Source organism: Streptomyces sp. NPDC023541, assembly GCF_055559995.1.
In genome coordinates, this window is the sequence record NZ_JBVHJO010000010.1 from 20030 (window position 1) to 32828 (window position 12799).

Consider the following 12799-nt stretch of genomic DNA (forward strand, 5'->3'; position numbering starts at 1 on the left):
GGGTCGTGTCGACGGATTCGGCGGGCCTTCTCGGTCACTGTGGTCAGGCTCCTTCCGGGTGCGGAACGGTGGACGAGTGAGCCGGAGGGGATGAGACGCATCAGCCAGAACGGAGCGACACCATGAAGATCGCAGTCCTCGGCACCGGCGCGGGCGGCCGGGCACACGCCGCCAAGCTGCTGAGCCTCGGCCACGAGGTGTACGTGGGCACCCGCGACTCCCAGGTCACCCTGGGCCGCACCGAACCGGACTTCATGGGGGTCGAGCCCTTCGGCCAGTGGCTCGCGGACTACCCGGGCATCGAGCTGCGGAGCTTCGCAGAGGCCGCCGCGGCGGCCCACTTCGTCATCAACGGGATCGACGGCGCCAACGCCGTCCGCGTGCTCGAAGGCATCGACAGGCACCTGGCGGGCAAGACCCTGATGGACTACGCCGTCCCGTACGTCTACAACCCCGAACAGGCCCACCCCTGGCCGACCCCGTGGGGTGTGATGCCCGCCCTGGACCCGGTCGACCACGACAGCCTGGGCGAGCGGATCCAGCGCGCCCTGCCGGACGCCAAGGTGGTCAAGGCGTGCGTCACCCAGGAGCAGGAGACCGTCGTCGACCCGAGGGGCGTGGCGGGCGGTGACCACACGATGTTCATCGCGGGCGAGCACGCCGACGCGAAGGCGGAGGTCACCGAGCTGCTGCGGTCCTACGGCTGGCAGGACGTCCTGGACCTCGGCCCGCTGGTGAGCGCCCGGGGCATGGAGATGTACGCCCACATGCACAGCGCCATCCAGTTCGCGCTCGGCGGTGGCCGCTTCGGTGTCAAGGTCATGCGCTGATCACTGCCGCAGGCGCAGCCCCCGAGGTGTGGCATGGAACCCGGCGGATTCGAGCGGGGGCCCCAGGGGCGAGGTGAGCGCGGCCGCGGCATTGATCCGCTCCACCGTCAGCGCCGGCAGGGTCCCCGAGCGGCAGCCGGCGGCGAGGGCGGCGACCGCCGCCGTCAGCCGCGGGTCCTCCGGGCCGGGCCAGGCCAGCAGGGTCTTGCCCCCGCGCTCCAGGTACAGGGTGAGCTCGCCGTCCACCAGCACCACCAGGGAGCCCGCCTTGCGGCCCGGCTTGTGGGTGGCGCCGGCCGGGGGTTCGGGCCAGGGCAGGGCCGCGCCGTACGCGTTCGCCGGGTCGGCGGCGGCCAGGACCACCGCCGCCAGCGGGGGCGGGGTGCGCTCGGCGGCCCGGAGCCGGTCCACCGCGCCGTCCATCGCGAACTGGGCCGCGCCCAGCCCCTCGACCACATAGCCCCGACGGGCCTGCCCGCTGTCCTCGAAGGCCGACAGGACGCGGTAGACCGCGCTGAAGCCCCCCTCCACGCCCTCCGCGGCGACCGCGCCGCGGGTCACCACCCCGTGCCGGTCCAGCAGGGTGCGGGCCAGGGCGTGGGCGCGGTGCGTCGGGTCGGGCGCCGGGGACGGCAGCAGCGACCAGCGCCCGGAGACCGTGGGCGGGCCCGTACGGGACGCCGTCGCGCTCAGCGTGCCGTACCGGCCGCGCGGGACGGTGCGGCGGGCCCGGTGCGCCGTGGCCCCCGCCGTACGGCCCGAACCGAGCAGCGAGCGCAGCGGGGCGAGGGTGTCGTTGGTGAGCCGGCCCGACCAGGCCAGGTCCCACACCGCCTCGGAGAGGGCGAGGTCCGACGCCTCGGGGAACTCGGCGCGGACCGCCTGCGAGATCTGCCGGAAGAACAGGCCGTATCCGCCCGAGAGGGCCGCCAGGACCGCCTGCTGCAAGGGGCTCGGCTCCAGCGGATGCGGCGGCGGCAGGAGCAGCGGGGCGGCGTCCGCCAGGTAGAGGGACACCCAGCCGTCCTTGCCCGGCAGGCCTCCGGCCCCCGCCCAGACCACCTCGCCCGTAGTGGTCAGTTCGTCCAGCAGGCCGGGGGAGTATCCGGCCACCCGCGACGGGAGGATCAGCCGCTCCAGCGCGGACGCCGGGACCGGGGCGCCCTGGAGCTGCTCGACCGCCCGGGCCAGGCCGTCGAGGCCGCGCAGGGCTCCGCCCAGGTGCTGCCACTGGGGCAGGAACGTGGCCAGCGAGGTCGGCGGGACCGGCTCCAGCTCCTGGCGGAGCGCGGCCAGGGAGCGGCGGCGGAGCCGGCGCAGCACCGTCGCGTCACACCACTCCTGGCCGATGCCCGCCGGATGGAACTCGCCCTGCACCACCCGCCCCGCCGCCGCGAGACGGTTCAGGGCGCCCTCGGTCACGGCCGCGCCCAGACCGAAGGCGGTGGCCACGGCGGCCGTGGTGAACGGCCCGTGGGTGCGCGCGTACCGGGCCAGCAGGTCCCCCAGCGGGTCCTTGACCGGCTCGGTGAACGCCTCCGGGACGCCGACGGGCAGTGCTGTGCCCAGGGCGTCCCGCAGCCGGCCCGCGTCCTCGATCGCCGCCCAGTGGTCCGCGCCGCCGATCCGGACCCGGATGGCCCGGCGGGCCGCGGCGAGCTCCTGGGCCCACGCCGGATCCGCGCCGCGCGCCGTCAGCTGGTCCTGCGTCAGCGGGCCCAGCAGGCGCAGCAGATCGGCCACCGACTCGGTGTCCTTGGCCCGCCGGTCCTCGGTGAGCCACTGCAGTTCCCGCTCCAGCTCCTCCAGTACCTGCGCGTCGAGCAGCTCGCGCAGCTCCGCCTGGCCGAGCAGCTCCGCCAGCAGCCGGGAGTCCAGTGACAGCGCGGCCGCCCTGCGCTCGGCCAGCGGGGAGTCGCCCTCGTAGAGGAACTGGGCGACGTAGCCGAAGAGGAGGGAACGGGCGAAGGGGGAGGGCTCCGGGGTGGTGACCTCGACCAGCCGGACCCGGCGCGACTCGATGTCTCCCATCAGCTCGGTCAGGCCGGGGACGTCGAAGACGTCCTGCAGGCATTCGCGTACGGCTTCGAGCACGATCGGGAAGGATCCGAACTCGGAAGCCACCTGGAGCAGTTGGGAGGCCCGCTGGCGCTGCTGCCACAGCGGGGTGCGGCGGCCCGGGCTGCGGCGCGGCAGCAGCAGCGCGCGGGCCGCGCACTCGCGGAAGCGGGAGGCGAACAGCGCCGAGCCGCCCACCTGGTCGGTGACGATCTGATTGACGTCCCCGTGGTCGAAGGCGACGTCGGCGGCGCCCAGCGGCGCCTGCTCGTCGTCGAACTCGAAGGAGGGGGCTCCCGCCGGGTCGTGGTCCAGGAGGTCCATGGACAGCAGGTCCGCGTCGGGAAGACGCAGCACGATGCCGTCGTCGGCGTGCATCACCTGCGCGTCCATGCCGTACTTCTCGGCGAGGCGGGCGCCGAGGGCCAGCGCCCACGGAGCGTGCACCTGCGCGCCGAACGGAGAATGGACCACGACCCGCCAGTCGCCCAGCTCGTCGCGGAACCGCTCCACCACGATCGTCCGGTCGTCCGGGACGTGGCCGCAGGCCTCGCGCTGCTCGGCCAGGTACGCCAGCACGTTCTCCGCGGCCCAGGCGTCCAGGCCGGCCGCCACCAGCCGCAGCCGGGCGTCCTCCTCGGAGAGGGCGCCGAGCTCGCGCAGGAACGCCCCGACCGCGCGGCCCAGTTCCAGCGGGCGGCCGAGCTGGTCGCCCTTCCAGAACGGCAGCCGGCCCGGCACCCCGGGGGCGGGCGTGACCAGGACCCGGTCGCGGGTGATGTCCTCGATGCGCCAGGACGTGGTGCCGAGTGTGAAGACGTCCCCGATACGGGACTCGTAGACCATCTCCTCGTCCAGCTCGCCGACCCGGCCGCCGCCCTTCTTCGGGTCCGAGCCGGCCAGGAAGACCCCGAAGAGCCCGCGGTCCGGGATCGTGCCGCCGGAGGTGACCGCGAGTCGCTGGGCCCCCGGCCGTCCGGTGACCGTCCCCGCCACCCGGTCCCACACCACGCGCGGTCGCAGCTCGGCGAAGGCGTCGGACGGATAGCGGCCGGCCAGCATGTCGAGCACCGCCGTGAACGCCGACTCCGGGAGCGCCGCGAACGGCGCCGCCCGCCGCACCAGCGCGAGGAGCTCGTCCAGCTGCCAGGTGTCCATCGCGACCATGGCCACCAGCTGTTGCGCCAGGACGTCGAGGGGGTTGGCGGGGATGCGCAGGGACTCGATCGCGCCCGTCCGCATCCGCTCGGTGACCACGGCCGCCTGCACCAGGTCGCCCCGGTACTTGGGGAATACCACCCCGGTGGAGACCGCGCCCACCTGGTGCCCGGCCCGGCCCACCCGCTGGAGCCCGGACGCCACCGACGGCGGGGACTCCACCTGCACCACCAGGTCCACCGCGCCCATGTCGATGCCCAGCTCCAGGCTGGAGGTGGCGACCACGGCCGGCAGCCGGCCCGCCTTCAGGTCCTCCTCCACCAGCGCCCGCTGCTCCTTGGACACCGAGCCGTGGTGCGCCCGGGCCAGCAGGGGAGGGGCGCCCAGGGCCGCGCCCGACTGGGCCATGACCTCGGCCGGCGAGGAGTGCTCGGGCAGCTTCTCGCCGACGGCCCGCTCGTACGCGATCTCGTTGAGCCGGTTGCACAGCCGCTCGGCGAGGCGACGGGAGTTGGCGAACACGATCGTGGAGCGGTGCGCCTGCACCAGGTCCGCGATCCGCTCCTCCACATGCGGCCAGATCGACGGCCTGTCCCCGCCCTCCCGGCCCTCCGTCGCGGGGGAGCCGCCCAACTCGCCCATGTCCTGCACCGGGACGACCACGGAGAGGTCGAACTCCTTGTCCGACGGCGGCTGGACGATCTCCACCCTGCCGCGCGGCGCGAGGTACCGGGCCACCTCCTCCACCGGCCGGACCGTCGCCGACAGCCCGATCCGGCGCGCCGGCCGCGGCAGCAGCTCGTCCAGCCGCTCCAGGGACACGGCGAGGTGCGCGCCGCGCTTGGTCCCGGCGACCGCGTGGACCTCGTCCACGATCACCGTCTCGATCCCGGCCAGCGCCTCGCGCGCCGCCGAGGTCAACATCAGGAACAGCGACTCGGGGGTGGTGATCAGGATGTCCGGCGGCCGGGTGGCCAGCGCCCGCCGCTCCGCCGCGGGGGTGTCGCCGGAGCGGATCCCCACCCGGATGTCCGGCTCGGGCAGCCCGAGGCGGACGGACTCCTGCCGGATCCCGGTGAGCGGGCTGCGCAGATTGCGCTCGACGTCGACGGCCAGGGCCTTCAGCGGCGACACATACAGCACCCGGCAGCGCTTCTTCGACTCGGCGGGCGGCGGGGTCGAGGCCAGCCGGTCGAGGGCTGCGAGGAACGCGGCCAGGGTCTTGCCGGAGCCGGTGGGGGCCACCACCAGCACGTCCGAACCCTCCCCGATCGCCCGCCAGGCACCCTCCTGCGCGCTGGTGGGCGCGACGAAGGCCCCCGTGAACCAGGAGCGGGTCGCGGGGGAGAACGAGTCGAGCGCTGCGCCTGCCATGCCCCCATCGTGCACCCCGCCACTGACAACGCCCCGGACCTGGGCAAACACCCGTCGGCGCGGGGGCGCAGAATGGGGGGATGGGGATGGGGAAGGGCGAAGGCCGCGGGGAGTGGGCCCGGCACTGGCAGTACCCGGAACTGCCCGGGCTCGACCTGCTGCGCGCCCACTACGTGCGCCACACCTTCCCGCGCCACGCGCACGACGGCTACGTCATCGCGGCCGTCACCGGCGGCATCGAGGAGGTCGGCCTGCCCGGCCACATCGTCCGCGCCGGACCGGGCAGCGTGGTCCTGATCAACCCCGAGGTGCCCCACACGGCGCGCGCCGGGGCGCCCGAAGGGTGGGCGTACGCCACCCTCTACCCGTCCAGCGGCCTGATCGCCGAGGTCGCGGCCGAGATCGGCACGCTGCGCGGCACCCCCGGCTTCACCGCCGACATCGTCGCCGACCCGCAGGCCTCGCGCACGATCACCGAGGTGCACCGGGCCGCCGAGGCCGGGAACGCGCTGGCCGCCGACACGCTCCTGCGGGGTGTGGTCGCCCGGATGCTGACCCGGTACGCCGGACCGCTGCCCGCCCGCACGGTCCCCGGCACCGGCGGCCCGGAAGCCGCGGCGGCCCGTGCCGTACTGGAGGAGCGCCTCGCCGACCCGCCGTCCCTGGAGCAGCTCGCGGCGGAGCTGGGCACGAGCCCCTTCGCCCTCCTGCGGGCCTTCCGGGAGCGGTACGGGATGCCGCCGCACACCTGGCTGACCGATGCCAGGGTCCGGCGGGCGCGCCGGCTGCTCGACGCGGGCACCCCTCCGGCGGAGGCGGCGGTAGCCGTCGGCTTCACCGACCAGCCCCACCTGAACCGGCACTTCACCCGCATCGTGGGGGTCCCGCCGGGGGCCTACCGGCGGGAGCGGGCCGGTTAGGCTCCGCCCCATTGGACCTCGGGGGAGTACTGGCACTGCACGACGCGCAGCTCAGGGGCCGGGTGCCCGAGTGGCCCCCGCCCGGCGCGGTGGTCGAGCGCGACAGCCCCTTCGTCCGTACGCACTACGGCACGCACGGCACGGTGGAGCACCGGCCGCTGCCACGGCCCCCCGGCGCGGGGCCGGTGCGGCGACAACGGGCAGCCTTCGCCCTATGCGGCGAGCCCGCGCACTGGAAGGTGTACGGACACGATCCCGCCGGTCTGGGCGATGAGCTCGCCGCCGCCGGGTTCACGGCCGGGCCCCGGCGGTCGCTGCTGGCAGCTGCGCTCGACCTGTTCGGACCGCCCCGGCGGGCCGAGCCGGGGGCAGGGGTGCACCCGGCGGCGGCGACGGGGACCCGTGGTGGGAGGCGGCGCGCACGCTCGCCCCCGCTTCCGGTCCGCACGCCTCGGCGCTCGCCGACTTCGAGGCCGACGGCGGATGCCCGTGGGGGAAACGCGACGCCGCCGTACTGCACTGCGTGGCCGAGGCGGCGGGAGAGCTGCGCACGGGCCTGCTCGCGGCCGGATTCGCCGAGCTGGGCACCGTACGCACCTACTCCTGGGACCCGCCGGGCCACCCGGCGACGGACAGGCCCGTCGGCCTGATCGGCCGACGGGCCGAAGACCTGCTGTGGGACCGGCTTGAGCACGAGTTCGGCTTCGGACCCGGCACCCGGAATTGCCCCGGCTTCGCCGCCCCCGCGCCCTGCGCCACCTGGCGTCTGACGAGCACGCTCCCCGACGAGCTGGACCTGGTCGTGCGACCCGCGCTGAGGGCCCTCACCGGGCCGGGCGAGCGACTGGCCTGGCTGGACTGGCAGCACACCGGCTACACCTTCGACCCCCGCCGAATCGGCTCTCCCGGCGCACCGGACCGGCCCGGAGAGGTCTACCCGAACGGGGACTACTTCCTCTACCTCCACCCCGCCCTGGCGTTCGGAACCTTCGCCACACCCCTGGGAGGAGACGCTGACCGTTTTCGGAGCCCCGCTGCTCACCGCCGTCGAGGGCGAGCTGACCGCGCTCCTCGGGGCTCCGGTGCGGCGGCGCGACTGACGCCGGGAGCGCGCAAGAACGTACAAGACCATCCGGCCCGGCCCGGCGTAGTTTCGGGGGTGTGGGAGAGAAGCAGCTGGTCACAGAGCCAGAGATACGAGAGACACCCGCGTCCGGCGGGCGGCCGCGGGCCGCGGTCGTACGGGACGCGCTCGGGGTCGGCGTCGCCGTCGGCCTGTCCGGGTTCGCCTTCGGCGTGACCGCGGCAGGAGCCGGCATCAGCACCCTGCAGGCCTGCGTGCTGAGCCTGCTCGTCTTCACCGGGGCCTCGCAGTTCGCCCTGGTCGGGGCGCTGGCGGCGGGCGGGAACCCGTTCACCGCCGCCGCCGGGGCCTTCTTCCTCGGGACCCGCAACGCCTTCTACGGCCTGCGCCTGTCGCAGCTGCTCCGGCTGCCGCGCGCCGTACGCCCCCTCGCCGCGCACTGGGTGATCGACGAGACCACCGCCGTGGCGCTGGCGCAGCCCGACCGCAAGTCGGCGCGGCTCGGCTTCACCGTCACCGGGCTCACCCTCTACGCACTGTGGAACATCACCACCCTGCTCGGCGCGCTCGGGGCCGAGGCCATCGGCGACACCAGGGCCTGGGGGCTGGACGCCGCCGGACCCGCCGTGTTCCTGGCCCTGCTCGCGCCGATGCTGAAGACGGCCACCGAGCGGGCGGTCGCGGCCCTCGCGCTCGTCCTCGGGCTGGGATTCCTGCCCGTGCTGCCCGCCGGGGTGCCCGTGCTGATCGCGGCCCTGGCCGCCCCCGTCGTGCTGTGGATGAAGGGACGCCGCTCGTGAACGTGTGGATCGCCATCGGGCTCACCGTCGTCGGCTGCTACGCCGTGAAGTACGCGGGGCTGCTCGTTCCCGCCGGGGCCCTGGAGCGGCCGCTGGTGCGCCGCCTGGCCGCACTGCTGCCGGTCGCGCTGCTCGCAGCCCTCACGGCCCAGCAGACCTTCAGCACCGGGTCCGCGCTCGTCGTCGACGCCCGCGCCGCCGGGCTGGCCGCGGCCGGGCTCGCGCTGCTGCTGCGAGCCCCGTTCCTGGTCGTCGTCGCGGCCGCCGTCGTCGTCACCGCGGGGGTACGGGCCCTGGGCGGCTGACCCGCGCCGGCAGGCGGCCGTAGGCCCGCAGCGTCAGCAATGCCTCCAGCGTCGCGATCGGCCGCCGCTCCAGGGAGCTCCCCGGGGCCCAGGCCTCGCGGCGGACCGGCCAGCCGCCGTCCGCCTGCTGCGCGGCGGCCAGGAAATCCAGCGAGCGGCGCATCTCCTCGTCCGTGAACCAGCCGCGGGCCGGCGACTCCGGCCGCCGCGCGAAGTCGTGCGGGAACAGCTGCTCGCCCGGCGCGTATCCCGGAGCCGGCGGGTACTCCGCTCGCCGCCGCGGATCCAGCACCACGAGCCGCTGCTCGCGCACCAGCCGTCCCAGCCGGTCTGCGGCCGCCGCCGCACGCGCACGGTCGGGGACGCCGTCCAGGAACGCCACGGCGCTCTGGACCTCGTACGGGTGCGTGCGGTGCAGGTTCTCGACCCGGTCCCAGCAGAAGTCCGTGGCCCGGAAGAGCCAGGCGTGCCAGACGCGGTTGCGGTGCAGCAGGCCGACGACCGGGCCGGTGGTCAGGAGCTCGCCCGGCGGGTCGTCGTGCATCGGGTGGTACGGGGCCGCCGGGTAGTCGTGCGGCGTCGGGAAGACCACCGGAAGCGCGCCGTCCCGGGTGGAGACCCCCGTCAGGTGGCGGCAGAGCCGCTCGATGCGCTGTCCGGCGCAGCGGCCCAGGCCGTCCAGGACGCGCAGGGCGTGCGCGGTGTGCAGGGGCTGGCTCAGCGGGCCGCGCAGATCCGGATCGAGAGCGTGACCGTAGCCCCCGTCCGGGTTGAGGTACGAGCCGAGCGCGGTGTCCACCGGGTCGGCGTCCCCGTCGAGGAAGTGGAACGCGAACCGGCGCTGCTCCAGCACGCGGGCCGTGAGCCAGATGAAACGCTCGGCGCGGTCCAGCACGGGCAGCGGGTCCGAAGGGGGCCGAGGGGTGGGTGGGGCGGGCAGGGCGGTCGGGGTGTGCGCGGGGGGCCGTGGGGGGCGCGGGGATCGCGGGGATCGCGGGCTCTGCGGGGAAGCTTCGTCTCCGGGCATGCGTGCAACGTAGGACGCGTCGACGAGGGGTCGCCGGGCGAACGCCGCCGGTGCACTCTCCCGGGGCGGGATACTGGGGGCATGCGGTTGACGATTTTCTGGGAGCGGATGGCCGAGCACTTCGGCGCCGGCTACGCCGACTCCTTCGCACGGGACCACGTCATGACGGAGCTGGGCGGCCGGACCGTCCACCAGGCGCTGGAGGCGGGCTGGGAGGCCAAGGACGTGTGGCGCGCGGTGTGTTCGGCGATGGACGTGCCGGCCTCGCTCCGCTGACGCCCCTCCGTCGTATGCGCAAAGTCCGCCTGCGCGCCCGCCCTCCGGGCGGCCGACGCGACCTTGCGGACACTCCCTGGGGGCTGGGAGTGTGCTGAGGGACGCGTTTTTCGCTGCACGGCCGTCGGTGGGACAGACTTGGCGGCGTGGGAGCCACCGAAGAGACGACCGACCAGCCCGTAGCCGTCCAGGGCGCGCTGCCGGCGCCCCGGGCTGCCGACCGGGACGCCGCCTCCGCCGTACCGGTCGCCTCCGGCCCGGAACCGGAACGGGACGCGGCAGGCGCGGGCGCGCCGGGCACGGCGGCGGCCCGGCCCGCCGATCCCGCCTTGCCGCAGGACCCCGCCGGCCCCGGCCAACCCCCGGCCGAGGGTCCGCCCACCGGCGGAGAGGAGCGCATGCCGCGCTGGCTGCCGCGCGCGGTGGTCCTCGTACTGGCCCTCGTCGCCTGCTTCCAGCTCGGCAGCTGGGCCTTCCACCAGCTGATCGGGCTGCTCGTCAACATCCTGATCGCGTTCTTCCTGGCGCTCGCCATCGAACCGGCGGTCGCCAGGATGGCGGCCGCCGGCATGCGCCGCGGGCTCGCCACCTTCGTGATGTTCCTCGCGGTGTTCGCGGTGACCGCCGGCTTCCTCACGCTGCTCGGCTCGCTGCTCGCCGGGCAGATCGTCGCCATGGTCGAGGGCTTCCCCGGCTACATCGACGCAGTGATCAAAGCGATCAACTCCACCTTCCACACCGAGCTGTCCCGGGTGGAGATCCAGGAGAGCGTGCTGCGTTCCGACTGGCTGCGCAAGTACGTGCAGAACAGCGCGTCCGGAGTGCTCGACATCTCCGCCCAGGTGCTCGGCGGCCTCTTCAAGCTGCTGACGATCGGTCTGTTCTCCTTCTACTTCGCCGCCGACGGACCGCGCCTGCGGCGCGCGCTGTGCTCCGTACTGCCGCCCGCCAAGCAGGCCGAGGTGCTGCGCGCCTGGGAGATCGCCGTCGCCAAGACGGGCGGCTACCTCTACTCGCGCGGGCTGATGGCGCTGATCTCGGGTGTCGCGACCTACATCGTGCTGGCGGTCCTCGGGGTGCCGTACGCGCCCGCGCTCGCCGTGTGGGTGGGACTGGTCTCGCAGTTCATCCCCACCATCGGCACCTATCTCGCGGGCGCGCTGCCGGTCCTGCTCGCCTTCACCGTCAACCCCTGGTACGCGCTGTACGTGTTCGGATTCGTGGTGGTGTACCAGCAGTTCGAGAACTACGTGCTCCAGCCGAAGCTGACCTCCAAGACCGTCGACATCCACCCGGCGGTGGCCTTCGGATCGGTCATCGCGGGCACCGCCCTGCTGGGCGCGGTCGGGGCGCTGATCGCGATCCCGGCCGTCGCCACGCTGCAGGCCTTCCTCGGTGCGTACGTCAAGCGCTACGAGCTGACGCGGGACGCGGACTCCTCTACTTCCCGTCCTCGCCGCCGAGTACGACTGCCAAGGCTTCGTTGACGCTCGCCTCGACGGCGGACTTGTCCACTCCGAGGCCGCTCAGTACGCCCTCGCCGTTCTCCAGCTCCAGGAGCGCGAGCAGGATGTGCTCGGTGCCGACGAAGTCGTGGCCCAGGCGCAGGGCCTCCCGGAAGGTCAGCTCAAGGGCCTTCTTCGCCGAGGCGTCGAAGGGGACGAGGTCGGGGACCTCCGCCTGGGCCGGGGGCAGCACGGCGGCCGCGGCGGCCCGTACGTCCTCCGGCGAGACCCCCTGGGCGCGCAGGGCGAGCCCCGCGAGCCCGTCGGCCTCGGCCGTCAGGCCCAGGACCAGGTGCTCGGTGCTGATCTCGGTGTTGCCGGCGGCGCGGGCCTCGTTCTGCGCGGTCACGACCACGTTGCGGGCGCGGGGGGTGAAGCGGCCGAAGCCCGCGTTCGGGTCGAGACCGCCCGCGCCCTCCTTGTCCGCCTTGGGCACGAAGCGCTTCTGGGCCGCCTGGCGGGTGACGCCCATGCTGCGGCCGATGTCGGTCCAGGAGGCGCCGGAGCGGCGGGCCTGGTCGACGAAGTGGCCGATGAGGTGGTCCGCGACGTCCCCGAGGGCCTCTGCCGCGACGACGGCGCCGCTGAGCTGCTCCAGGGGGTCGGTGTGGACCTTGTTGATGGCCTCGATCAGGTCGTCGAGGCGTACCGGATGGGTCATGCGAACGGGTTCCACCGAAGGGTTCGTCATAGGTGCAACCCTAGGTTGACACTTAGAGGGTGTCAACCTCAGGTTGTCAGTCGGTGGCGTTCGGCGCCCGGCCCGGCCACCGGTGCCATGCTGGGAACTTTCGAGACGGAGGCTGTGATGGGTTTCTACGCCGAACGGGTCGTGCCGCGGATCGTCGACCTCGCCTGCGGGGCGCAGTCGGCCCGGCCGCTCAGGCGCCGCGTCTGTGCCGGCCTGGCCGGGGAGGTCGTCGAGATCGGTTTCGGCACCGGCCACAACGTCCCCTTCTATCCGCCGGGCGTCACCGGCGTGGCCGCGATCGAGCCCTCCGACCTGGGGTGGGAACTCGCCGCCGACCGGGTACGCGCCTCACGGGTCCCCGTGCGGCGGGCCGGTCCGGACGGTCAGTCGCTGCCCTTCGAGGACGCCGCCTTCGACGCCGCCCTGTCCACCTGGACGCTGTGCACCATCCCGGACCCCGTGGCGGCGCTGCGCGAGGTGCGGCGCGTACTCAAACCCGGGGGCCGGCTGCACTTCTTGGAGCACGGACTCGCACCGGCGGGAGACCCGGGCGTGCGCCGCTGGCAGCGGCGGATCGAACCGCTGCACAAGCGGCTGTGCGGCGGCTGCCACCTCACCCGGCCGACCGTCGAGCTGCTGACCGCCGCCGGCTTCACGGTCACGGAGCTCGACGTCTTCTACCAGGAGCGCGCGCCGAAGCCCTTCGCCGCCGACTCGCTCGGCGTCGCGCTCTCGCCCCGGTCGGACGGGTGACGGCTCTGTGGGGAACGG

Annotated in this window: 11 protein-coding genes; 8 read left to right on the forward strand and 3 right to left on the reverse strand. The window is 74.4% G+C overall.

From position 1 onward, the window contains the following. The first annotated feature begins 122 nt into the window (after positions 1-122). Positions 123-830: an NADPH-dependent F420 reductase gene (locus ACZ3X1_RS24360; RefSeq protein ID WP_356810499.1), complete on the forward strand. Its 708-nt coding sequence runs from the start codon at positions 123-125 to the stop codon at positions 828-830. Here the strand turns inward: ACZ3X1_RS24360 and ACZ3X1_RS24365 are convergent, their stop codons facing one another. Then, positions 831-5420: an ATP-dependent helicase gene (locus tag ACZ3X1_RS24365; RefSeq protein WP_467280962.1), complete on the reverse strand. Its 4590-nt coding sequence runs from the start codon at positions 5418-5420 to the stop codon at positions 831-833. It abuts the gene before it with no gap. Between the two features lie 80 nt (positions 5421-5500). On the opposite strand from ACZ3X1_RS24365, the gene ACZ3X1_RS24370 reads away from it, so the two are divergent. From ACZ3X1_RS24370 to ACZ3X1_RS24385, 4 genes are all read left to right on the forward strand, one after another. Further along, entirely contained in the window at positions 5501-6340 is an 840-nt protein-coding gene (locus tag ACZ3X1_RS24370) for an AraC family transcriptional regulator (protein WP_467280963.1), read from the forward strand. 523 nt (positions 6341-6863) lie between these two features. After that, entirely contained in the window at positions 6864-7640 is a 777-nt protein-coding gene (locus ACZ3X1_RS24375) for a DUF2716 domain-containing protein (protein ID WP_467280964.1), read from the forward strand. Further along, positions 7535-8224 (forward strand): AzlC family ABC transporter permease, encoded by a 690-nt coding sequence (locus ACZ3X1_RS24380; protein ID WP_467281060.1) that lies wholly within the window; start codon positions 7535-7537, stop codon positions 8222-8224. The genes ACZ3X1_RS24375 and ACZ3X1_RS24380 overlap by 106 nt, the downstream gene beginning before the upstream one ends. Next, a complete protein-coding gene (locus ACZ3X1_RS24385) occupies positions 8221-8529 on the forward strand; it encodes an AzlD domain-containing protein (RefSeq protein WP_030664986.1) in 309 nt (102 codons plus the stop codon). The genes ACZ3X1_RS24380 and ACZ3X1_RS24385 overlap by 4 nt, the downstream gene beginning before the upstream one ends. Here the strand turns inward: ACZ3X1_RS24385 and ACZ3X1_RS24390 are convergent. Then, positions 8498-9556, reverse strand: a complete 1059-nt coding sequence (locus ACZ3X1_RS24390) for a hypothetical protein (RefSeq protein ID WP_467280965.1) — start codon at positions 9554-9556, stop codon at positions 8498-8500. The genes ACZ3X1_RS24385 and ACZ3X1_RS24390 overlap by 32 nt on opposite strands. Before the next feature lie 81 nt (positions 9557-9637). Between ACZ3X1_RS24390 and ACZ3X1_RS24395 the strand changes: the two genes are divergently transcribed. Both ACZ3X1_RS24395 and ACZ3X1_RS24400 read left to right on the forward strand, forming a co-directional pair. Beyond that, a complete protein-coding gene (locus ACZ3X1_RS24395) occupies positions 9638-9832 on the forward strand; it encodes a DUF3046 domain-containing protein (RefSeq protein ID WP_030650223.1) in 195 nt (64 codons plus the stop codon). A 329-nt stretch (positions 9833-10161) separates the two neighbouring features. Next, positions 10162-11319, forward strand: coding sequence for an AI-2E family transporter (locus ACZ3X1_RS24400; RefSeq protein ID WP_356810510.1), 1158 nt, complete (start codon positions 10162-10164; stop codon positions 11317-11319). On the opposite strand, the gene ACZ3X1_RS24405 is transcribed toward ACZ3X1_RS24400, so the two are convergent. Next, the gene (locus tag ACZ3X1_RS24405; protein ID WP_356810495.1) at positions 11273-12028 is read right to left on the reverse strand and encodes a Clp protease N-terminal domain-containing protein; all 756 of its coding nucleotides are present in this window, start codon (positions 12026-12028) and stop codon (positions 11273-11275) included. The two genes, ACZ3X1_RS24400 and ACZ3X1_RS24405, sit on opposite strands and share 47 nt — an antisense overlap. A gap of 117 nt (positions 12029-12145) precedes the next feature. Between ACZ3X1_RS24405 and ACZ3X1_RS24410 the strand changes: the two genes are divergently transcribed. Next, complete coding sequence (locus ACZ3X1_RS24410; protein ID WP_467280966.1) at positions 12146-12781, forward strand: class I SAM-dependent methyltransferase; 636 nt, start codon at positions 12146-12148, stop codon at positions 12779-12781. The last annotated feature ends 18 nt before the right edge of the window (positions 12782-12799 follow it).